This is a genomic window from Streptomyces solicavernae (assembly GCF_029968095.1).
Lineage (GTDB): Bacteria > Actinomycetota > Actinomycetes > Streptomycetales > Streptomycetaceae > Streptomyces > Streptomyces solicavernae.
The window spans coordinates 1-22,729 of the sequence record NZ_JASCIR010000042.1 but is presented as its reverse complement, the minus strand read 5'-3'; the positions used below and the strand labels follow the sequence as shown (position 1 = coordinate 22,729).

The following is a 22,729-nucleotide window of genomic DNA, read 5'->3' as shown; positions in this document are numbered from 1 at the left end:
GGCCTACGCTCGACAGAGTCATCCGTACGACTCCGAGTCCGACTCCGAGGAACCCCGTGGCTGGTCGCTTCGCGCAGAGGCCGGTGCCCGCACGCGCCGGAACCGTCCCGCGTCAGTCCACCGCCGAGTCCCGCCGCTGGACCCCGCCGGGCCCGCTCGACCTGCGCCTTGTCCTCGGTCCGCTGCGGCGCGGGCCGGCCGATCCGACGTACCGCGCGACGCCCGACGGGTCGTTCTGGCGGGCCGGCCGTACGCCCTCAGGGCCGGGCACGCTCCGCGTCGCGTTGCGCTCCGGCACGGTCCACGCGGACGCCTGGGGGCCGGGCGCCGGCTGGCTGCTCGGGCAACTTCCGGGCCTGCTCGGCGAGTCGGACGAACCCGAGGCATTCGTGCCGCGGCACCGCCTCGTCGCCGCGACCCACCGGCGCCGCCCGGGACTGCGACTGACGCGTACCGGCCTGGTCCTGGAGTCCCTGATCCCGTCGGTCCTGGAGCAGAAGGTCACCACGGACGAGGCGTACCGCGCCTGGCGCCTCCTGATCCGCAAGTACGGCGAACCGGCACCGGGCCCCGTCCCCGAGCACATGTACGTGATGCCCGAGCCGCGCACCTGGCGGATGATCCCGTCCTGGGAGTGGCACCGCGCGGGCGTCGACGACAAGCGCGCCTCGACGGTCCTGCGCGCGGTGCGGGTGGCCCCGCGGCTTGAGGAGACGGCCGCGATGGAGCCCGAACAGGCCCGGCAACGCCTGGAGCTGATCCCCGGCATCGGCCCCTGGACCTCGGCCGAGACGGTCCAGCGCAGCCACGGCGCCCCGGACGCGGTGACCGTCGGCGACCTGCATCTGCCCGGCATCGTCGGGTACGCCCTTGCGGGGGAGCGGGACAGCGACGACGCGCGGATGCTGGAACTCCTGGAGCCCTACCGCGGCCAACGCCACCGCGCGGCCCGCGTCATCCTCCTCTCCGGCCACACCCCGCCACGACGCACACCGAAGATGCCCCGGACGGACATCGGCAGCCTGTGAGCCGCCACATCCGGCCCCGGGAGCCGGGGTTCGGCCTCCGCGTTCCGCGGCCGACGAGACTCCGTCCGGGTCCGGGTCCGGGTCCGGGTCCGAGTCCGGGTCTGGGTCCGGGGCGGGGTCTGGGTCCGGGGCGGGGTCCGGGGCCGGGCCCAGGCGCAGGCGAGGCGCGGGCGAGGGCAGCCGCCCGCCATCCGGCTCACCGCACCGTGACGAACTCCCCCACCCCCCGCACCGCCCGCTCCCGCGGCACCCCCGCCGCCCGCCCCACCGCCACGGTCCCCATCGGGTCCCAGCTCTCCGGCAGCGCGAGCACCTCACGTACGACATCCCGGCAGAACATCGTCGACGAGATCCACGCCGAACCGAGCTGTTCCCCGGCCAGCGCCACCAGGAAGTTCTGGATCCCGGCACCGGTCGCGACCACGAACATCTCCCGCTCGGCGGTGTCCCGGCGCGCGTCCCCGTAGGTGTGCGAGCCGTCCATCACCAGGCAGGGGACGACGAGATACGGCGCGCCCCGCAGCACGTCCCCGCGGCGCACCCGCTTCGCGATGGACTCCTCCGACTTGCCGTCCGCCCGCAGGTCCGCGATCCACTTCTCCCGCATCGCGTCGAGCAGTTCCGTACGCGCCTCGGGGCTCTCCAGGAGCACGAACCGCCAGGGCGTGGTGTGGTGCGGCGCGGGCGCGGTGACGGCGGCGGCCACCGCGCGGCGCACGGCGCCCGGGTCCACCGGCTCGTCGGTGAAGCTGCGCACCGTGCGGCGCTGCGTGACCGCCTCGCGCACCGCCTCCGAGGTGCCGAGCCGGAACATGTCGTCCGCGGCCACGCGCACCATCGCCCGCGCGCCGGGCGCTTCCTCGGCCACCACATGGGGCAGGCCGCGGACCACGGCCACCGGCAGGTCCGCCGCCTTGCCCTTCACCAGGTCGCCCGCCGCCGCGAGTTCGTCGGCGGTGGCCACGACGGTCGCGCTCAGCGGATTGCCGTGCGCGTCCGTGCCGCCGCGCAGATCGTCCAGGACGCGTATGCCGGCGGCGCCGATCGCCACGTCCGTCAGGCCGTTGCGCCACGGTCTGCCGAAGGTGTCGGTGAGGAGGACGCCGACGTCCACGCCGAGCGCGTCCCGCAGTCCGGTGCGGATCGCGCGCGCGGAGGCGTCCGGGTCCTCGGGCAGCAACAGGACTGTCCCCGCGGGGGTGTTGGAGGCGTCCACCCCGGCGGCGGCCAGCACGAGCCCCTGCCGGTTCTCGACGATCCGGAGCGTCCCGCGCCGCGCCACCACGCGTACCGTCTCGGCGTCGATCGCCGCCTCCCGGTCGTCGGCGGCGAGGATCCGCCCCTCCGCCTTGGAGACGATCTTCGAGGTGACGAGGACGACGTCCCCGTCCACGAGCCCCGGCTCGGCGGCGGCGATCAGCTTCGCCACGTCGTCCCCGGCCTTCACCTCGGGCAGCCCGGGCACCGCCCAGACGCGGTACGCGGGCGCGTTCACGCGCGTACCTCCTCGGCGAGTGCGAGCGCCTCGCGGGCCATGGCGGCGGTCGCGTCGGTGTCGGTCATCATCAGCGGCACCGCTCTGCTGCGGATCCCGGCGGCCTCCACGCGCGCGACGGAGTCCGCGTCCACGGTGTCGACCAGCCAGCCGTCGAGCAGCCCCGAGCCGTAGTGCTCGGCGACCGCGGCGGCGCCGGACTCGACGCCCACGGCGGCCAGGACCTTGTCGGCCATGCCGCGCACCGGGGCGTCCCCGACGATCGGGGAGAGCCCGACGACCGGGACCCCGGCCTCGGCGATGGCCTCGCGGATGCCCGGTACCGCGAGGATCGTGCCGACGCTGACCACCGGGTTGGACGGCGGGAACAGCACCACGTCCGCCGCGGCGATCGCTTCGAGCACGCCGGGCGCGGGCTTGGCCTGCTCGGCGCCCACGGGGACGACGGCGAGCGCGTCCACACAGGCGCGGAGCCGCACCCAGTACTCCTGGAAGTGGATGGCCTTCCGCTCGCCGTCGAGTTCCACGGCGACATGCGTCTCGACCCGGTCGTCCGACATCGGAAGGAGCCGCACGCCGGGCTGCCAGCGCTCGCACAGCGCCTCGGTGACGGCACTGAGCGGGTAACCCGCGCTCAGCATCTGCGTCCGCACGATGTGCGTCGCGAAGTCCCGGTCGCCCAGGCCGAACCACTCGGGCCCGACGCCGTACGCCGCGAGCTCGGCCTTGACCTGGAACGTCTCGTCCGAACGCCCCCAGCCCTGCTCCTCGTTGATGCCGCCGCCGAGCGTGTACATCACCGTGTCGAGGTCCGGGCAGACCTTCAGGCCGAACAGATGGATGTCGTCACCGGTGTTGCCGATGACGGTGATGTCGGCGTCGGGCGCGGCGGCCTTGAGACCGCGCAGAAAACGGGCACCACCGATGCCTCCGGCCAGAACCACAATGCGCATGCGCCCAGCATGTCAGGTGGGTACGACAGCCGGTCCAGGCGGCAGCCGGTTCAGGCGGTGACGGCGGCCCGTACGGTCCCGGTCTCGGCCACCGAAGCGGAGCACCGGGCGGCGTGCATCGGCATCTCGGTGAGGCCGGGGTAGTACACGTGCAGGCTGACGGCGGGCTCCAGCGCGTCGTTCACGACCTCGTGCACGTAGCCGGGCGCGAAGACCCGCTGCGAACCGGCCGCCAACGCGCGCGTGCCGCGCTCCGTGCGCTCGGTCAACTCGCCCTGCAGCACGGTCAGCACGCCGGAGGAGGGGCCGTGGTCGTGGCGGCCGCTGCCCTGCCCCGGCACCCAGCTGAGCAGCCAGACCTCGTAGCCGATGGGGGCCTCCCCTGCTCGATCGGAGCCGAGAGCTTGGGGAACGGTGCGCAGGCGGTGGTACCAGCGGCTGGTGGCGTCGTACTCCACCAGGTGCTCCCACTGGGAGCGGTCGGCGGCGATGGCGCGGGCGAGCCCGGCGAATTCGGCGACGGTGGCGGGGTGTTCACGGGCGGGCTGCAGCAGGTGCTGGACCTCCAGGAGGTCGCCGGCGATCTGCAGGTCGCTGTCGCTGTTCATCGGTGCGGTGGTTCCTCGGCGGGGAGAGGTGCGGGGGTGTCACTGTCCGTGTTCCGGAGGCAGTCGCTCGGGTCGCGAGCGGGGAGTGGCCCGGGTGCGGGCGCGGGGGTGCGGGGCCCCTGCGGGGGCTCGGCGGTGCGGAACGGCTGGAGCGCGATGGGCTCAACAGCAACAGGTACAGCGACAGCTCTCCAGGGCAGCACAGAGGGATCCACGGGTGTGGATCCGGGTGAGCGCCAAGTTCGCGAGCATGCCCAACAGGAGACCGGTTCACACGTCTGCTGTCAACCTGATGTCCGTATTGCGGGATATGGTTCACCGTATCCGGTTGTTCGTTCTGCCGAAAGGTTTGTGCATCGGCGCGATCGGACAGGTGGCGCTGCATCCGGGTGCGTAAACGTCGTTGCCGTCTCGTGACTCGTTCGTGATCAGGATCGCTTCGGCGCGGACCCGGCAACGGGGCCGCTCTCCGGTGCGTCTTTACGGGTGTCGGCAGGGTGTGCGGGGCCGGTGCTGAGAAGTGTCCAGGTTTAAGGCGATTTGAACACTTTCCGCAAAGCCTTGGTTCCGCAGAGTGAATAAGGGACCCAATAGCAGATCCCGGCTTGACTGGCCCGGATCGGCACACTTGTAATTTCACTCGTGTCGTTCGGCCGAAATCGGTAACGGCAGCATCACGGGGACTGCACAGACAGACGAGGGGCGCACATGACCGAGCTGTTCCAGCAACTGCTGGTCGAGGACGCGGACGAAGAACTCGGCTGGCAGGAGCGCGCACTCTGCGCCCAGACCGATCCCGAGTCCTTCTTCCCCGAGAAGGGCGGCTCCACCCGCGAGGCCAAGAAGGTCTGCCTCGCCTGTGAGGTCAGGTCCGAATGCCTTGAATACGCACTCGCCAACGACGAGCGATTCGGCATCTGGGGCGGCCTGTCGGAGCGAGAGCGCAGACGACTCAAGAAGGCCGCCGTCTGAACGCCCGCCGATCACCGGGCGACCACGTGCCGATCACCGACGACCGAAGACCACCCGAACCCGACCGATCCCCGACCCGTGCCGAGCAAAAGGCACACACCCCGACGTAACGAACGGTCCGCCGCCCGTGGGTTGTCCACAGGCGGCGGACCGCTGTGTTGCCCAGCCGTTAGTGTGGCCCCGTCCGAGACGCCTCCCCCGAGCACAGCCCGGCCCAGGCGTCCACCGCAGTCCATCGAACCGGGGCCCGTACCTCGATGTCCGTGCACAGCCATTCGGCAGGCCAGTACCCGGCAAGTCAGTACGACACTGCCGCCGCCGCGTCACCCCAGGCCCAGACGCCTGAGTTCCCCAGGCACGTCGTCACCGCGGTCCTCGTCTCGCACGACGGCGCCCGCTGGCTGCCCGACGCCCTCAGCGGCCTGCTCGGCCAGGAACGCCCCGTGCAGAACGCGATCGCCGCGGACACCGGCAGCGCCGACGACTCCGCCGCGATCGTCACCGACGCCCTCGGCCCCGAGCGCGTCCTGCACCTCGCCCGCCGCTCCGGATTCGGCACCGCCGTCGACGAGGCCGCCCGCACCGCGCGCGTACTCACGCCCGACGACCTGCCCTATCTGAAGCGCCCCAGCGGCTGGGACCCGGTCACGCGCACCTGGCGCGACGAGGCGTACGACATGCCGGAACTCCCCTACGGAGAACCGGTCCAGTGGCTCTGGCTGCTGCACGACGACTGCGCCCCCGAACCCGACGCCCTCGCCGAACTCCTGCGCACCGTCGAGCGCGAGCACGAGGCGAACCGCGAAGTCGCCGTCGTAGGACCGAAACTGCGCGGCTGGTACGACCGCAGGCAGCTGCTCGAAGTCGGCGTCTCCATCGCGCACAGCGGCCGCCGCTGGACCAACCTCGACCGCCGCGAGCAGGACCAGGGCCAGCACGACCAGGTGCGGCCCGTCCTGTCCGTGTCCACCGCGGGCATGCTCATCCGGCGTGACGTCTTCGAGGAGTTGGGTGGCTTCGACCGGCGCCTGCCCCTGATGCGGGACGACGTCGACCTCTGCTGGCGGGCCCAGGACGCCGGACATCGCGTCCTGATCGCACCGGACGCCGTGCTGCGGCACGCCGAGGCCTCCGCGCGTGAGCGGCGCACCGTCGACTGCGTGGGCCGCACCTCCGCCAGCCCGCACCGCGTGGACAAGGCCGGCGCGGTCTACACCCTGCTCGCCAACACCCGTGCGGCGGCGCTGCCTTGGGTGCTGCTCCGCCTCGTCCTCGGCACGCTGCTGCGCACGCTCGCCTATCTCGTCGGCAAGGTGCCGGGCCAGGCCCTGGACGAAGTCGCCGGTCTCTTCGGTGTGCTGCTGCGGCCCGAGCGGATCCTCGGTGCCCGTAAACGCCGCGGCAAACCCCAGGTCGAGGCCGCCGAGCTGCGGCCGCTGTTCCCGTCGCCGGGTGCGACCGTCCGCCTCACCGTCGAGCAGGTCGCCTCCAACCTCGTCGGCCGGTCCGACCCGGAGGCGTCGTCCGGGGGCCGGCACGGCGCGGTGGAGTCGGGGCCCGGCGGGGACGACGCCGAGTTCCTTGAGGTCGAGCAGTTCGCCCGCCTGAAGAGAATCGCCCAGAAGCCGGGGCCCGTGCTCTTCGGTGTGCTGCTCCTGGTCTCCCTGATCGCCTGCCGCTCACTGCTCGGCGGCGGTGCCCTCGCGGGCGGCGCCATGCTGCCCGTCCCGGCCGACGTCTCCGACCTCTGGGGCCGGTACGTGGACGGCTGGCACCCCGTCGGCACCGGCGGCACCCAGTCCGCGCCGCCCTACCTCGCGTTCGTCGCCGCCCTCGCGACGGTCCTGTTCGGCTCGACCGGGCTCGCCGTCACGGTCCTGCTCGTCTGCTCGGTCCCGCTGGCCGGGCTCTCCGCGTACTTCGCCTCCCGGCCGCTGGTCGAGTCACGCCTGCTGCGCGCCTGGGCGGCGGTCGCGTACGCCTTCCTGCCCGCCGCCACCGGTGCCCTCGCGGGCGGACACCTGGGCACGGCCGTCCTCGCGATGCTGCTTCCGCTCATCGCGCGTGCGGGTCTCGCCGCCAGTGGGCTCCTGGTGAAGTCGCCGGACGCGCGCGGCAGTTGGCGCGCCACGTGGGCGTACGCCCTGCTGCTCACCGTCGCCACCGCCTTCACGCCGGTCGTCTGGCCCATCGCGCTGGTGCTCGGCGTCGCCCTGCTCGTGGTGCGCCGCGCCGACCTCAGCGCGTACGGGCTTCGGTTCCTGGCCGCGCTCGGGGTGCCGCTGCTCGTGCTCGCGCCCTGGTCGCTCTCGCTGCTGCCCTTCGGGTTCTTCCGTACGACCGGGCTCGACTACGGCGCGGGCTCGGCCTCCGGGCTCGAACTGCTCGGCATCAGCCCCGGTGGGCCGGGAGCCGGAAGCGGCGGCCTGCTGCTGATCGGCTTCGTCCTCGCCGCGCTCGCCGCCCTGTTGCGCGGCGAGCGGAATCTCGCGATCCACACCGCCTGGGCCGTCGCGCTCACCGCCTTCGTCTTCGCTGCCCTCGGCAACGGCTCGGCCTGGGCGGGCCCGGCCACGCTCGTGTACGGCATCGCGCTGCTCGCCGCCGCGGTCGTCGGCGCCGAAGGGGCGCACACGCGCGTGGCCGAGCAGAGCTTCGGCTGGCGCCAGCCCGTCGCCGCCCTGATCGCCGCCGCCGCCGTGCTCGGCCCGCTCGTCGCCGCCGTGGGCTGGATGGTCCGCGGCGCCGACGGCCCCCTTGAGCGCCGCGACCCGGCGCAGGTCCCGGCCTTCGTCGCCGCGGAGTCCGGCACCGAGGACCAGCCCCGCACGCTCGTCATCGACAGCGAGTCCGAGGCCGAGGTCGGGTACGTCCTGGTGCGCGGCTCGGGCGCCCGCCTGGGCGACGCCGAACTCGCCGCGGCGGGCGAGGGCAACGCCCGCCTCGACAAGACCGTCGCCCACCTCGTCGCGGGCTCGGGCGCCGACCAGGTCGACCAGCTCGGCGACTTCGCCGTGCGGTACGTCCTGCTGGAGGCCGGAGCGCCCCGCGGAGTGAGCCGCGTCCTGGACGCCACGCCCGGCCTGACCCGGCTGAGCCGGCAGGACGGCAGGGCCCTGTGGCGCGTGGACCGGCAGGTCGCCCGTGCCGCGGTGGTGCCCCCGTCGGGCACGCCCGAGCCGGTCGCGGCGGGCCCCGTCGAGATCCACACCGACATCCCCGCGGGCCCCGAGGGCCGCACGCTCCGCCTCGCCGACTCCGCCGCCGACGGCTGGACGGCGACGGTCGACGGCAAGGAGCTCCCCAAGAAGACCGTCGACGGCTGGGCGCAGGGCTTCGAACTGCCCCCGTCCGGCGGCCGGCTGGACGTCACGTACGACACTCCCGGTACGCACACGGGCTGGCTCTGGGCGCAGGGCGCGCTCGTCGTGGTGCTCGTGGTCCTGGCCCTGCCGGGGCGCCAGAACACGGTGGACGACGACCTTCCGGAAGAACCCCTCACCGTCCCCGCGCAGCCCGTCGAGGGCGAGGGCCGGCGCGCCCGCAGGCTCCGCGCGGCGCAGGAGGCCGAGGCGGCCGCCCAGGGCCGCACGGCACCGCCCGAGGAACCGCAGTCCGTCCCGGCTCCCGCCGCTGCCCCGGCTCCCGCCGCCGTCCCGCAGCAGTCCCACCCGGACGAGCAGTACCAGTACGCGCAGGGCGGCTACGAGCAGTACGGCTCGTTCGACCACGGCTACGGAGCACAGGGCGCCGCCCCTTCCGGCCAGGCGACGGCCCCTCCGCCTCCGCCGCCCGCCCCACCGCAACCGCCGCCCGCCCCACCTCAGCCGCCGCAGGCCCCGCAGTACGAGACATACGAGACGTACGAGTCGCAGGAGGCGTACGGGACGTACGGGAACCACGAGCCGTACCAGCCGTACGAGAGCTACGAACAGCCCTACGGCAGCGCCGACTTCAGGCCCGACAGTGAGCGCCCCGACAGGAGCCAGCAGTGAACCGCACGACCCTGTCCCTGATCGCCGCGGGCGGCGCGCTGGCCGTCGTCACCGGACTCGCCACGCTCACCGCACCCGACGGCAGCGCGGCCGACGGCCCGGCGAAGGCGGCCGAGGAGCGGCCCGTGGACCGCAGCAGCCTGCTGTGCCCGGCGCCGAGCTCCTCCGACCTGGCGGACACCTCGTACACGTCCTTCACGCCCAAGTCCTCGGGAACGGACGGCAAGGGCTCGGCCGAACTGGCCGGTGCCGCGCGGGTGCCGGACGAGGACGAGAAGTCCGGCAAGGAGGACGGGAAGGCAGGCAAGGGGGACGGTAGGGCAGGCAAGGAGGACGGGGAGGCGAAGCCGGGGGAGTCCGTGCCGACCGCGGAGAGCGTCGGCAAACCCGTGACCGAGGAGGTCTCGGGCGCGGACGCCCCCGCGCTCGTGGGCTCGGCGGAGGGCGCCCTTGCGCCCGGCTGGACGGTGCAGCAGACCACCACGATCGGCGCGGGCAGCGGCCGCGGCGTGCACGGCCTGGCCTGCGGCGCCCCCGACACCGACTTCTGGTTCCCGGGCGCGAGCACCGCGAAGGGGCGCAGCGACTACGTCCACCTGACGAACCCGGACGACACGGCGGCCGTGGTCGACATCGAGCTGTTCGGCCCGCGCGGCGCGCTCGACTCGGAGGTCGGCGAGGACATCCGGGTGCCGCCGCACTCCAGCGTCCCGGTGCTGCTCTCCACCCTCACGGACGAGCCGCAGACCAATGTGACGGCACATGTCACCGCGCGGGCGGGCCGCGTGGGCGCCGCGGTGCAGGCCGCCGACGACGAGCTGGGCGGCGACTGGCTGCCCGCCTCCGCCGACCCGGCCGGCAGCGTCGTCCTGCCCGGCATTCCGAAGGACGCCACGTCCGTGCGCCTGGTCGTCTTCGCGCCGGGCGAGGCGGACGCGGACCTGAAGCTGGCGCTCGCGGGCCCGCACGGTTCGATCACACCGGCGGGCAACGAGACGCTGCACGTCAAGAGCGGGATGACCGCCGCGGTCGACCTCGGCGACATCACCAAGGGCGAGGCCGGCTCGCTGCTGCTCACACCCACCGAGGACTCCGTGCCGGTGGTCGCGGCGCTGCGCGTCACGCGCGGCAAGGGTTCCCGGCAGGAGACGGCGTTCATCCCGGCGACCGCCCCGGTGGGCGACCGAGCGACGGCCGCGGACAACCGCGCCAAGGGCTCGACGCTGTCCCTGGTGGCGCCCGGCAAGACCGCCAAGGTGCGCATCACGGCCTCGGCGGGCTCTCAGGGCGGCTCGGCCGTCACGAAGACGTACACGGTCAAGGGCGGCACCACGCTCGCCGTCGAGCCGCCGGTGCCGGGCGGACTGGAGGGCTCGTACGCGCTGACGGTGGAGCAGGTCTCGGGCACCGTGCACGCGGCGCGGATGCTGGAGCTGCCGGAGGACGGCGTGCCGATGTTCACGATCCAGACGCTGCCGGACGACGGCGGCACGATCACGGTGCCGCAGGCCGAGCAGGACCTGTCGGTGCTGCAGAAGTAGCGGGAGCGGATCCGGCGGGGCCTGCGGGGTCAGTCCTCGCCGTACCGCGGGTCGACCGCGTCCGGGGACAGGCCGAGCAGCTCGGCGACCTGCTCCACGACGACCTCGTGCACCAGCGCGGCGCGTTCGTCACGGCTCTTCGTGCGGATCTCGACCGGGCGGCGGTAGATGATGATCCGCGCCGGCAGGTCGTCCCGCGCGGACGCCGTGCCGCCCAGGGGCACGGTCTCGTCGCCCAGCGGCTCGCCCGTGTCGATCATGTACGGCACGTCCTGGACCAGGAACTCGATGTCGGCGAGCTGCGGCCAGCGCCGCTCCAGCCGCTCCACCGAGTCCTGCACGAGGTCGGCGAAGACCTCTCCCCGGCTCGCGGCGAGCGGCACCTGCGGCGGCGCCACGGGGCCGCGCATGCCGCGGCCGTGCCGGTCTCTGCGGCGGATCCTGGGCTCGCTCGCGCGGGGCGGTACGGACTTGTCCATCACCGGTGAAGCGTAATCCTCCGCACCCACACCCGGCCGCCACGCGGCTGCACGCGCGCGTGGAGCCCGGAATCACGCCGCGCGTGCGGCGGGCCGTACGTCCGGACGGCACAGGGCATGTCGCCCGATGACCATTCCAGCCAACCTTGGGCTCGTTTGCGTAACCCACCGAGACCACCGGACTCATGGCAAATGACGGCATTTGCACGGGATGGGGGTGGGGGTCAACACCGTTGATTCCGGTGTTCTTTGGGGTCTGCGCAGGTCAGCACGGCATCGTTCGAGTGCCTTGTGTGAGGGATCACACCGCGACACGGGGGAGTGACCTCGTGGAGAGTCGTCGCGGCCCGCTCAAGAGTGCGGTACCGTCCAACGTCGTGAGCCCTGTACGTCGCTGTTCGCGCACCGCTTGCGGCCGTCCCGCCGTCGCGACGCTGACGTACGTCTACGCCGACTCGACCGCGGTCCTCGGCCCCCTCGCCACCTACGCCGAACCCCACTGCTACGACCTGTGTGCCGAGCACTCCGAGCGCCTCACCGCGCCGCGCGGCTGGGAGGTCGTCCGCCTCGCCGACACCTCGGCGCCGGGGCGCCCGAGCGGGGACGACCTGGAGGCGCTCGCCAACGCCGTCCGTGAGGCGGCCCGCCCCCAGGAGCGCGCGGCCGAGGCCGGCGGCAGCGGGGCCCGCTCGGCGGACCCGATGGAGGTCGCACGCCGCGGCCACCTCCGCGTCCTGCGCTCGCCGGAGAACTGAGCCCGAGAACTGAGCCCGGGCGCTCGCCCGAGAGCTGAGCCCGAGGCCCGAACGGCCACTATTAGAGGCTGACGTTTCCTCTTCAACAATCGTTGCTGTACGGACCATTGACTTCCCCTTGTCGCGGACACGACGATTTCCGCCACCCGTGAGTGATCGCTTTCCGCATGACGGAAATGACGGGAAGCGACGGAGCCTCATGGGGCCCCGGAGGCCCGTGTGTTCGTCCAGGATCTGGAACCCGTCGCCGACTCGCTCGGCCTGTCCGCACTGATCGCCGCATTACCCCTGGTCACCGTCCTCGTCCTGCTCGGCGCCGTCCGCATGAAGGCCCACCGCGCGGGTCTCATCGGCCTCGCCGTCGCCGTCCTCGTCGCCTGGCTCGCGTACGGGATGCCGCTCGGGCAGACCCTGTCGAGCGGCGCGCAGGGCGTCCTCTTCGGGCTCTTCCCGATCATGTGGATCGTCGTCAACGCCCTGTGGGTGTACCGGATGACCGTCCGCACCCAGCACTTCGACATCCTGCGCCGCTCCTTCGGGCGCCTCTCCGACGACCCGCGCATCCAGGCCCTCGTCATCGCCTTCTGCTTCGGCGCGCTCCTGGAGGCGCTCGCGGGCTTCGGTGCGCCGGTCGCCATCAGCGCCGTGATGCTGGTCGCGCTCGGCTTCCAGCCGGTACGGGCGGCCGTCGTCGCCCTCGTCGCCAACACCGCGCCCGTCGCCTTCGGCGCGATGGGCACGCCGGTCGTGACGCTCGCTCAGGTCACCGGGCTGCCCCTGGACTCGGTCGCCTCCGTCGTCGGCCGCCAGACGCCGCTCCTCGCCCTCGTCGTGCCGCTCGTCCTCGTCGGCCTCGTCGACGGCAAGCGGGGCCTGCGCGAGACCTGGCTGCCCGCCCTGGTCTGCGGCACCGCCTTCGCCGCCGCACAGTTCGTGGCGTCCAACTACGTCTCCGCCCAACTGGCCGACATCGGCGCCGCCCTGGCCGGCGCGGCCGCCCTCGTCGCGCTCCCCAGCGCCCGCAGGCCGGCCGCCGAACCGGTGCGCACAGCGGTACTCACCGGCGTACGCAGCGAGGACCTGGACACCGAGGACCCGCGCCCCGAAGTGCTGCGCGCCTACGCCCCGTACGCGCTCATCGTGGTCGTCTTCTCGCTCGCGCAGATCCCGGCCGTCAAGAGCTTCCTCGACGGGGCCACCCAGGTCTTCGACTGGCCGTTCCTGAACGTCGCCGGACCCGACGGCGAGCCGGTCGGCGCCAACGCCTTCACCCTGCCGCTCGTGTCCACCGGCGGCACGCTCGTCCTGCTCTCCGGGCTCCTCACGGCCGGCGTCATCGGGGTGCACGCGCGCGTGGCGGTGCGCGAATGGGGCGCCACCGTGCACGAACTGCGGTTCGCGATCCTCACCGTCACCTCCGTGCTCGCCCTCGCGTACGTCATGAACCTCTCCGGGCAGGCCGCAGTCATCGGGCACTTCGTGGCCGCGGCGGGCGCGGGGCTCGCGTTCCTGTCGCCGGTGCTCGGCTGGTTCGGTGTCGCGGTCTCCGGCTCCGACACCTCGGCCAACGCGCTCTTCGGGGCCCTGCAGGTGACGGCCGCGCGGCAGTCCGGGCTCTCGCCCGAACTCCTCGCCGCGGCCAACAGCTCCGGCGGGGTGCTCGGCAAGATGATCTCGCCGCAGAACCTCACCATCGCCTGTGCCGCCGTCGGACTCGCGGGCAAGGAGGGCGACTTGCTCCGCAAGGTGCTGCCCTGGAGCGTCGGCCTGCTTCTGGTGATGTGCCTGATCGTGGTCGCCCAGAGCACGTTCCTGCTCGGCTGGATGCTGCCCTGAGCGGCGCCTTCCCGGGGCCGGGGCGAGGCTCCGGCCCCGGCTCGTGCGGGACTGTCGGAGGCGACCGGTACGTTGGGGGGACCGCACAGGATTCCAGGAGGGTTGGCCGTGGCTGATCTGTCGCAGATCGTGAAGGCGTACGACGTACGCGGGGTGGTCCCGGACCAGTGGGACGAGCCCCTGGCCGAGTTGTTCGGGGCGGCCTTCGCACAGGTCACGGGCGCGGAGGCGATCGTGGTCGGGCATGACATGCGGCCCTCGTCGCCGGGTCTGTCGCGGGCCTTCGGGCGGGGCGCGGCGGCGCGTGGGGTGGCGGTGACGGAGATCGGGCTGTGCTCGACGGACCAGCTGTACTACGCGTCGGGCGCCCTGGATCTGCCGGGAGCGATGTTCACGGCGTCGCACAATCCGGCGCAGTACAACGGCATCAAGATGTGCCGTGCCGGGGCGGCTCCGGTCGGGCAGGACACGGGTCTGGCGGAGATCCGACAGCTGGTGGAGGAGTGGTCGGTGAGCGGCGCCCCCGCCCCGGCGGCGACCCCCGGCGAGCTCACCGCGCGGGACAGCCTCGGGGACTACGCCGCCCACCTGCGGGGTTTGGTGGACCTGACGCGGATCCGCCCGTTGAAGGTGGTCGTGGACGCGGGCAATGGCATGGGCGGGCACACGGTGCCGACGGTTTTCGAGGGGCTGCCGCTCGAACTGGTGCCGATGTACTTCGAGTTGGACGGTACGTTCCCCCACCACGAGGCCAATCCGCTGGACCCGGCGAACATCGTGGACCTGCAGAAGCGGGTCCGCGCGGAGGACGCCGATCTGGGGCTCGCCTTCGACGGGGACGCGGACCGGTGCTTCGTGGTGGACGAGCGGGGCGAGCCGGTGTCCCCGTCGGCGATCACGGCTCTGGTGGCCGCGCGTGAGCTGGCCAGGAACGGCGGGTCGGGCACGGTGATCCACAACCTGATCACGTCCTGGTCGGTCCCCGAGGTCGTCAGGGAGCACGGCGGCACGCCCGCGCGTACGCGTGTGGGGCACTCCTTCATCAAGGAGGAGATGGCGAAGACGGGCGCGATCTTCGGCGGAGAGCACTCGGCGCACTACTACTTCCGGGACTTCTGGAACGCGGACACCGGCATGCTGGCCGCGCTGCACGTCCTTGCGGCGCTCGGCGGCCAGGAGGGTCCGCTGTCGGCCCTGGTGGCGGAGTACGACCGGTACGCGGGCTCGGGCGAGATCAACTCCACGGTCGCCGACCAGGCGGGCCGCGCCGCCGCGGTCAAGGCCGCCTACACGGGGCGGGACGACCTGAGCCTGGACGAGCTGGACGGCCTCACCGTCGCCGCCGAGGACTGGTGGTTCAACCTGCGCCCGTCCAACACCGAACCGCTGCTCCGGCTGAACGTGGAGGCGCGGGACGCGGGCACGATGGCGCGGGTCCGGGACGAGGTCCTGGCCCTCGTCAGAGCCTGACCCGGAAGGGCCTGCGCCGGATTCGACGCGTATGGGGGCTCAGGCCGCAGGCCGGAGTCCGGCCTCAGCGGCTCGGAGGGTTCCCGGGTTTCCGGGTTCCCGGATTCCCGGGTTCCTGGACCACCCCAGGTCATACGCCCCATTCCCCTCGCAGCCGCCCCTTCTGCCCGGCGTCAGAACCCGGGCGGCGGTAGGCTGACCAGGCGCAATCCATCGTCCTGACCCGAGCACCACTCAGGTCAGGACCAGGGCCGACCGCCTCGGACACAGGTCGGACACGGGTCGGACACGGGTCGGACGGAGCCTGGCGCAAGACGTGCGCAGCAGTACGTACGTCGTACGCCGGAATCCTCACCGATCCATCCGAACCGAACCGAACCGAACCGAAGCAGGCCCCAGGGCCGGACCCACTCCGGACCCACTCGGACCCACCCAAGCCCAACCGCAAGCAAGCCCCACAACCGACCACCGCTCTGACCACCGGCCCGCCGGACCGGTCAGTCACCCGAAGGGAACCGTTCCATGGCGCTCGAAGCCGGCCTCCTGGAGATCCTCGCCTGCCCGGCCTGCCACGCCCCCCTCAAGGAGGCGGACGCCGAGCTGCTCTGCACCGGAGAGAGCTGCGGACTCGCCTACCCGGTCAAGGACGGCATCCCGGTGCTCCTCGTGGACGAGGCCCGCCGCTCCGCGTAGCTGCCCCCGCGCGGGAGCCCGGCCGGGACCGCCCGGCCGACCCCCGCCCCCCCTGCCGTACGCACGACCCCACAGCCGTACGCACCGGCGATCGGAGGCCCCCAGCCGTGCTCGACGACTCGCTGCTCGACGACCCGGAGGCGCTCGGCCGCGCCGACCGCCGAGGGCTGCTGCGCGGCGCCGCAGAAGCGGGCGCCAGGGTGCGCACGGCGCTGCGGCACGCCACCGAGGCCGGCCTCACCGAGCTCAGGTCGGAAGGGCGCCCCCGCGCGGTGCTCGTCGCCGGACCCGGAACGGCCGCCGCCACGGTCGCGGACCTGCTCGACGTGCTCGCCGGCTCCGCCAGCCCGGTCCTCCGGCTGCGCCCCACCGGAGTCGCCCCCGCCGCCGGGGCCCTCCGCTGGGCCCTGCCCGGCTGGGCCGGCCCCGTCGACCTGCTGCTCATCGCCACCCCCGACGGCACCGAACCCGGCCTGGAAGTCCTCGCCGAACAGGCCTACCGGCGCGGCCTCACCGTCGTCTCCGTCGCCCCCGCGCGGGCCCCGCTGACCGAGACCATCGGCGGCAAGCACGGCCTGGCCGTCCCGATGGCCGCCCCGCTCCACGAGGAGTACGAGGAGCTGGCGCTGGCCGGCCCCGACGCCCTGTGGGCGCTGCTCACGCCCCTGCTCGTCCTCCTCGAACGCACCGGCCTGATCGAGGCGGGCCCCGAGGCGCTGCAGCAGGTCGCCGACCGGCTCGACGCCACCGCCCGGCGGTGCGGCCCCGCCGTCGCCACGTACAGCAACCCGGCCAAGACCCTCGCCGCCGAGCTCGACGAGACCCTCCCGCTGATCTGGACCGAAGGCCCCGCCGCAGGCCCCGTGGGCCGGCGCTTCGCCGCAGCCCTCGGCGAACTGGCCGGCAGCCCCGCCCTCGCCGCCGAACTGCCCGAGGCCCTGCCCTCCCACGGCCCGCTGCTCACCGGCGACCTCGCGGCGGGCGGCGACCCCGACGACTTCTTCCGCGACCGGGTCGAGGAAGAACAGGCACTACGCGCGCGTGCCGTCCTGTTGCGCGACCGCCCGAACGGCGGATTCAGCGCCGCCCCGGCCGCCCGCGAACTCGCTCTCGGCCACGACACCGCCATCAGCGAGCTCGAACCCGAAGAGGGCACCGAACTGGAGACGCTTGCGGAGCTGATCGCCGTCACGGATTTTGCCGCCGTTTACCTGGCGCTCGCTTCGGGGGCCCGATGATGACCCACGCCGACCGACTGCACCACCCGGCCCCGCCGGACCCCGCCCGCCGCCACCGGCCCGGACAGCCCACTGCCCGAGCCCACCGGCCCGGAGAGCCCGCTGCCCGCCGCCACCGGCCCGGACAGCCCGCCAACCGAGCCCCGCGCGTGCAGGCGTCCGCACCCGCCGTGTGAGCCACGTACGAAAGAAGTCCCGCATGGACCGCCTCGCCAACACCATCCGCCCGTACGCCTGGGGTTCGACGACCGCCATCCCCGAGCTCCTCGGCGTGGAGCCGACCGGCGAACCGCAGGCCGAGATGTGGATGGGCGCCCACCCCGGCGCGCCCTCCCGCCTCGCGCGCGGCCCGTTGAACGAGGTGATCGCCGCCGACCCCGAGGCCGAGCTCGGCCCCGAAACCGTCGCGAAGTTCGGGCCCCGACTGCCCTTCCTGCTCAAACTCCTCGCCGCCGGCGCCCCGCTCTCCCTCCAGGTCCACCCCGACCTTGCCCAGGCCAAAGAGGGGTACGAGGACGAGGAGCGCCGCGGCGTCCCCGTCGACGCCCCGCACCGCAACTACAAGGACGCCAGCCACAAGCCCGAACTGATCTGCGCGCTCACGCCGTTCGACGGCCTCTGCGGCTTCCGCGACCCCGACGACGCGGCCCGCCTCCTCGAAGGCCTCGACGTCAACTCCCTGAAGCCGTACGTCGATCTGCTGCACGCCCACCCCGAGGAGGCCGCGCTGCGCGAGGTCCTCACCGCCGTACTGGGCGCGGACCGCGACGAGATGGCCGCCACCGTCACCGAGGCCGCGGCCGCCGCCGAACACATCGGCGGCCACTACGAGCCGTACGCGCGGATCGCCCACGACTACCCCGGCGACCCCGGCGTGATCGCCGCCATGCTGCTCAATCACGTCCGACTCCAGCCCGGCGAGGCGCTGTTCCTCGGCGCCGGCGTCCCACACGCGTACCTCGACGGCCTCGGCGTCGAGATCATGGCCAACTCCGACAACGTGCTGCGCTGCGGCCTCACCCCCAAGCACGTCGACGTGCCCGAACTCCTGCGCATCGTCCGGTTCCAGGCCACCGACCCGGGCGTGCTCCGCCCCGAGGCCGACCCGGACGGCGAGGAGGTCTACGAGACGCCGATCGACGAGTTCCGCCTCTCCCGCTTCGTTCTGCCCGCCGGTTCGACGCCGCGCGACCTGACGGCCCGTACGCCGCAGATCCTGCTCTGCACCGCCGGAAACGTGCACACAGGAGAGCTCGAACTCGCCCCTGGAGAGTCGGTTTTCGTCCCCGCGGGGGAGAAGACGGAGATCTCCGGAAACGGCACCCTGTTCCGCGCGACCGTGGTGGCCTGACCCGCCCCGCTCCCGCCGTGCTGCAACAATGACCCACCGCACGGCATGGGCACGGCGAGTTTTGGACGTACAGGACGTACGTGAACGTACGAAGGGACAACGGGCACTCATGAGCGCGTCAGGCGGGACCAAGGCGATCGTGGCGGCACTGGCCGCCAACCTCGCGATCGCGGTAGCGAAGTTCGTGGCCTTCCTCTTCAGCGGCTCGTCGTCGATGCTCGCGGAGAGCGTCCACTCGCTCGCCGACTCGGGCAACCAGGGCCTGCTGCTCGTCGGCGGCAAGAAGGCCAAGCGCGAGGCCACCCCGCAACACCCCTTCGGCTACGGCCGCGAGCGCTACATCTACGCGTTCCTGGTCTCCATCGTCCTGTTCTCGGTCGGCGGCATGTTCGCGATCTACGAGGGCTACGAGAAGATCAAGCACCCGCACGAACTGGAGCACTGGTACTGGCCGGTGGGCGTCCTGGTGTTCGCGATCATCGCCGAGACCTTCTCGTTCCGTACGGCGATCAAGGAGTCCAACGCCATCCGCGGCAGCCTGTCGTGGAAGGAGTTCGTCCGCCGGGCCAAGGCGCCCGAGCTGCCCGTCGTGCTCCTGGAGGACCTCGGCGCGCTCGTCGGCCTGATCCTCGCCCTCGGCGGCGTCGGCCTGGCCCTCCTCACCGGCAACGGCGTCTGGGACGGCATCGGCACGCTCTGCATCGGCGTCCTGCTCATCCTGATCGCGATCGTCCTCGCTGCCGAGACCAAGTCGCTGCTGCTCGGCGAGGCCGCGGGCACCGGCGAGGTCGAGAAGATCGAGAAGGCGCTGGTCGACGGCGACACCGTCACCCGCGTCATCCACATGCGCACGCTCCACCTCGGCCCGGAGGAGCTGCTCGTCGCCGCGAAGATCGCCGTCCAGCACGACGACACCGCCACCGAGGTCGCGAGCGCCATCAACGCCGCCGAGGAGCGCATCCGCGCCGCCGTCCCGATCGCCCGCGTCATCTACCTGGAGCCGGACGTCTACAGCGAGTCCGCGGCCGCCGCCGGCATCAACCCGGCCAAGGCCCCGGGCGGCCCGGGAACGGACGACCCGAGCACGGGCGACCCGAGCACGGGCGACCCGAGCACGGACGGCGCGCACTGACGCTGCCGCACTCCTCAGCTCGTACGGCGAGGGCCCCGCACTCCCGGAGTGCCGGGGCCCTCTCCGCATCTCGGCCGACGGACGAGCGCTTACTCAATCTCACGCAGTACGTCGACGACCGCCCGCTTGTCCGGCGCCGCCATCAGCCGCTCCCGGAAGCCCGGGTCCATCAGCTTGCGGGACAGCAGCGCCAGGATCCGCAGATGCTCGTCGCCCGCGGCCGCCTCCGGCACCGAGATCATGAAGATCAGCTTGGCCTGCGTACCGTCCAGCGCACCCCACTCGATGCCCTCCGGCGACCGCGCGAAACCGACCACCGGCGATGTCACCGCGTCCGTCTTGGCGTGCGGGATCGCGATCTCCTCGCCGAGCCCCGTGGTGCCCTGGGCCTCGCGCCGCAGCGCCGTCTGGACGAGCTCCTCGGTGTCGGCGACCTTGCCGGTCGTCGCCAGCATGCCGGCCAGCTCGCGGATCGCGGACTCCTTGTCCTGGGCGTCCAGTTGGAGCTTCACGGTCCGGTCGGTGAGGTAGCCGGAGAGGACTTCGCCCTCGGTCCCGGACGCAGGCTCGGGGCGTACCGCATCCTGCGGTACGCCCCCTGCGGGTACCGCGTCCTGGGGCTCGGGCCCGGTGCCCGCCGTACGCGGGGGCTCCGCGCTCTTCTGCGGGGCGGGGGCGGCGCTCGCGGCGGCCACACCCGCGACCCCGGCGCCCGCCGCACCGGCCCCGACGCCCGCGAGCGCCGGCTCGGCGCCACCGGCCGGAACCGGCGCCGCCCCTCGCCGCTTGCGCTCGCTGATGTCGACGAGCACGACCGTCGCCAGCGCCGTCACGACCGAACCGATCGCCACGGCCACGAAGAACATCGCCACCCCGCCCACGGCCCCGAGCACGGCGACGATCGGACCGCCGTGCGGCACCGCATCCTCCACCCCGGCAAGACCCGCGATCGCACCGGCCACCGCACCGCCCAGCATGTTCGCAGGGATCACCTGAGCGGGCCGCGCCGCCGCGAACGGAATGGCACCCTCCGAGATCCCGAAGAAGCCCATGAACAGCGCCGCCAGGCCGGTCTCGCGCTCCTGCTCCGTGTACAGCTTCCGCCGGATCAGGGTCGCCAGCCCCTGGCCGAGCGGCATGACCGGAATGGCCGCCGCGCACATGCCCATGACGGTCTGGTTGCCGGTCGCGATGAGGCCCGCGCCGAACAGGAACGCCGTCTTGTTGACCGGCCCGCCCATGTCGAAGGCGATCATCAGGCCGAGCAGTGCACCGAGCACGATCGCGCTCGTGCCCGTCATGCCGCTGAGCCAGCTGGTCAGATGCTCGAAGACCCACGCGATCGGTCTGCCGATGACGTAGATGAAGAACAGGCCGAGCGCCGAGGTCGCCACGATCGGGATCACGATGATCGGCATGATCGGCTGCGCGAACTTCGGCACCCTGATCCTCTTGATCCACAGCACCAGATAGCCGGCCAGAAAGCCCGTGACGATCGCACCGATGAAGCCGGCGCCCGCCTCGGAGTCGTACAGCTCACCGGTGTTGGCGATCCAGCCGCCGATCATGCCCGGCACGAGCGCGGGCCGGTCGCCGATCGCGTACGCGATATAGCCGGACAGGATCGGCACCATCAGCGTGAACCCGATGACACCGATGTCGTTGACGTGCATCCAGAACGAGCCGTCCGGGATGACCAGGCCCTTCTCGGGGTCGGTGTGCCCGCCGAGCGACAGCGAGATCGCGATCAGCAGACCGCCGACCACGACGAACGGGATCATGTACGAGACACCGTTCATCAGCGCCTTGTACGCGAGGCTGCGCTCCCTGCCGCCGCCACCGCCGGTGCCTATCGCCCCGCCACCTGCGGGCGCCGAACCACCGCCGCCGTGCACGGGCGCGCTCTGCACCCGTTCGATCAGCTCCTCGGGATGGCGAATCCCCTCGGCGACGCCGACGCTCAGGATCCTCTTCCCGGCGAAACGGTCGAGATCGACCTCCTTGTCGGCGGCGATGATCACTCCGTCCGCATCTCTGACATCGTTGTCGGAGAGTGCGTTCTCGGACCCGATCGAGCCCTGTGTCTCCACCTTGATCTCGATGCCGAGCCCCTCGGCCGCCTGCTGCAGCTTCTCCGCCGCCATGTACGTATGGGCGATGCCGGTCGGGCAGGCGGTCACCGCGACCAACTTTCTCTGCCCTGCCTGGCCCGTGGCCTCCGGCGGGTCGCTCGGACTGGTCACGTGGATCTCCTTACGCCTTCATCAACAAGATCGCGCACATGTTCCCGATCTCCAGGCATCCTGCAACACGTACGCCCATAATCAAAAGTCGAAACGTCCAGATTGTCAGGCCCGGTGGATCTGTCCGGCAACGCTGGTGCGGCGGGAGGCGGACTGGGGTTCACTGGGCCGATCGGTGTAGATTCGTAACCCAGCCAGACGTCGCTGCTGATGGCGGTCGGGCGGCCCACGGGCTGTCCGAGGGAGAGAGGGCCTCGGACGACTGCGCTGCGAGTGCCGGGCATTCCTATGCTCGTCGCCGCAGAACAGCCATGCCCAACCTCGACCGATTACGAGGAGCAGCCCGCCATGACGACTGTCGCCAACCGACAGGACTTCAAGGTCGCCGACCTCTCCCTCGCGGAGTTCGGCCGCAAGGAGATCACCCTCGCCGAGCACGAGATGCCCGGCCTGATGGCCATCCGCAAGGAGTACGCGGCCGCCCAGCCGCTGGCCGGCGCCCGTATCACCGGTTCTCTGCACATGACGGTGCAGACCGCCGTCCTGATCGAGACCCTCGCCGCCCTGGGCGCCGAGGTCCGCTGGGCTTCCTGCAACATCTTCTCCACCCAGGACCACGCCGCCGCCGCCATCGCGGTCGGCCCGAACGGCACCCCGGACGCCCCCGCCGGCATCCCGGTGTTCGCCTGGAAGGGCGAGACGCTTGAGGAGTACTGGTGGTGCACGGAGCAGGCCCTGACCTGGCCGGACTCGCCCACCGGCGGCCCGAACATGATCCTCGACGACGGCGGTGACGCCACCCTCCTCGTCCACAAGGGCGTCGAGTACGAGAAGGACGGCAAGGTCCCCGCCGTGGACACGGCGGAGTCCGACGAGCACCGCGTCATCCTCCAGCTCCTGCACCGCACCCTCGGTGAGAACCCGCAGAAGTGGACGAAGC

The 22,729-nt window shown here is 72.5% G+C and carries 17 protein-coding genes; 12 read left to right on the top strand and 5 right to left on the bottom strand.

Annotated features, from left to right (window positions below; genetic code table 11):
• Window positions 1-56: 56 nt before the first annotated feature.
• On the top strand, window positions 57-1,028 hold the full coding sequence (locus QIS99_RS29150) for a DNA-3-methyladenine glycosylase family protein (protein WP_282516707.1): 972 nt from the start codon (window positions 57-59) through the stop codon (window positions 1,026-1,028).
• A 196-nt stretch (window positions 1,029-1,224) separates the two neighbouring features.
• Here the strand turns inward: QIS99_RS29150 and QIS99_RS29145 are convergent, their stop codons facing one another.
• From QIS99_RS29145 to QIS99_RS29135, 3 genes are read right to left on the bottom strand one after another with little or no spacing between them, the layout of a single operon-like run.
• Window positions 1,225-2,523, bottom strand: a complete 1,299-nt coding sequence (locus tag QIS99_RS29145) for a coenzyme F420-0:L-glutamate ligase (protein ID WP_282516706.1) — start codon at window positions 2,521-2,523, stop codon at window positions 1,225-1,227.
• The gene (gene cofD / locus QIS99_RS29140) at window positions 2,520-3,476 is read right to left on the bottom strand and encodes a 2-phospho-L-lactate transferase (protein ID WP_282516705.1); all 957 of its coding nucleotides are present in this window, start codon (window positions 3,474-3,476) and stop codon (window positions 2,520-2,522) included. The genes QIS99_RS29145 and cofD overlap by 4 nt, the downstream gene beginning before the upstream one ends.
• Window positions 3,477-3,526: 50 nt before the next feature.
• Window positions 3,527-4,084, bottom strand: coding sequence for a cysteine dioxygenase (locus QIS99_RS29135; RefSeq protein WP_282516704.1), 558 nt, complete (start codon window positions 4,082-4,084; stop codon window positions 3,527-3,529).
• A gap of 708 nt (window positions 4,085-4,792) precedes the next feature.
• On the opposite strand from QIS99_RS29135, the gene QIS99_RS29130 reads away from it, so the two are divergent.
• From QIS99_RS29130 to QIS99_RS29120, 3 genes are all read left to right on the top strand, one after another.
• Window positions 4,793-5,056 carry a WhiB family transcriptional regulator gene (locus QIS99_RS29130; protein WP_017945871.1) on the top strand — a complete coding sequence of 88 codons (264 nt, stop codon included), beginning with the start codon at window positions 4,793-4,795 and terminating at the stop codon, window positions 5,054-5,056.
• A 257-nt stretch (window positions 5,057-5,313) separates the two neighbouring features.
• Window positions 5,314-9,051, top strand: coding sequence for a glycosyltransferase family 2 protein (locus QIS99_RS29125; RefSeq protein WP_282516702.1), 3,738 nt, complete (start codon window positions 5,314-5,316; stop codon window positions 9,049-9,051).
• On the top strand, window positions 9,048-10,592 hold the full coding sequence (locus QIS99_RS29120; protein ID WP_282516701.1) for a DUF5719 family protein: 1,545 nt from the start codon (window positions 9,048-9,050) through the stop codon (window positions 10,590-10,592). Before QIS99_RS29125 ends, QIS99_RS29120 begins: the two co-directional genes overlap by 4 nt.
• A 29-nt stretch (window positions 10,593-10,621) precedes the next feature.
• Here the strand turns inward: QIS99_RS29120 and QIS99_RS29115 are convergent, their stop codons facing one another.
• Window positions 10,622-11,071 (bottom strand): metallopeptidase family protein, encoded by a 450-nt coding sequence (locus tag QIS99_RS29115; RefSeq protein ID WP_282516721.1) that lies wholly within the window; start codon window positions 11,069-11,071, stop codon window positions 10,622-10,624.
• Between the two features lie 329 nt (window positions 11,072-11,400).
• Between QIS99_RS29115 and QIS99_RS29110 the strand changes: the two genes are divergently transcribed.
• The 7 genes from QIS99_RS29110 to QIS99_RS29080 all read left to right on the top strand — a co-directional run bounded on the left by QIS99_RS29110 (window position 11,401) and on the right by QIS99_RS29080 (window position 19,546).
• Window positions 11,401-11,826: a DUF3499 domain-containing protein gene (locus QIS99_RS29110; protein ID WP_282516700.1), complete on the top strand. Its 426-nt coding sequence runs from the start codon at window positions 11,401-11,403 to the stop codon at window positions 11,824-11,826.
• 219 nt (window positions 11,827-12,045) lie between these two features.
• A complete protein-coding gene (locus tag QIS99_RS29105) occupies window positions 12,046-13,662 on the top strand; it encodes an L-lactate permease (protein ID WP_282516699.1) in 1,617 nt (538 codons plus the stop codon).
• A gap of 102 nt (window positions 13,663-13,764) precedes the next feature.
• Window positions 13,765-15,132: a phosphomannomutase/phosphoglucomutase gene (locus tag QIS99_RS29100; RefSeq protein WP_282516698.1), complete on the top strand. Its 1,368-nt coding sequence runs from the start codon at window positions 13,765-13,767 to the stop codon at window positions 15,130-15,132.
• A gap of 522 nt (window positions 15,133-15,654) precedes the next feature.
• Window positions 15,655-15,825 carry a Trm112 family protein gene (locus QIS99_RS29095; protein ID WP_282516697.1) on the top strand — a complete coding sequence of 57 codons (171 nt, stop codon included), beginning with the start codon at window positions 15,655-15,657 and terminating at the stop codon, window positions 15,823-15,825.
• A gap of 107 nt (window positions 15,826-15,932) precedes the next feature.
• Window positions 15,933-17,063 (top strand): SIS domain-containing protein, encoded by a 1,131-nt coding sequence (locus tag QIS99_RS29090; RefSeq protein ID WP_282516696.1) that lies wholly within the window; start codon window positions 15,933-15,935, stop codon window positions 17,061-17,063.
• A 199-nt stretch (window positions 17,064-17,262) separates the two neighbouring features.
• On the top strand, window positions 17,263-18,414 hold the full coding sequence (manA, locus tag QIS99_RS29085; RefSeq protein ID WP_282516720.1) for a mannose-6-phosphate isomerase, class I: 1,152 nt from the start codon (window positions 17,263-17,265) through the stop codon (window positions 18,412-18,414).
• Between the two features lie 109 nt (window positions 18,415-18,523).
• The gene (locus tag QIS99_RS29080; protein ID WP_282516695.1) at window positions 18,524-19,546 is read left to right on the top strand and encodes a cation diffusion facilitator family transporter; all 1,023 of its coding nucleotides are present in this window, start codon (window positions 18,524-18,526) and stop codon (window positions 19,544-19,546) included.
• A gap of 89 nt (window positions 19,547-19,635) precedes the next feature.
• On the opposite strand, the gene QIS99_RS29075 is transcribed toward QIS99_RS29080, so the two are convergent.
• Entirely contained in the window at window positions 19,636-21,789 is a 2,154-nt protein-coding gene (locus QIS99_RS29075) for a PTS fructose transporter subunit IIABC (protein WP_282516693.1), read from the bottom strand.
• A gap of 348 nt (window positions 21,790-22,137) precedes the next feature.
• Here QIS99_RS29075 and QIS99_RS29070 point away from each other — a divergent pair.
• Window positions 22,138-22,729: adenosylhomocysteinase (locus tag QIS99_RS29070; protein WP_282516692.1), on the top strand; the 592-nt coding region annotated here is incomplete at its 3' end.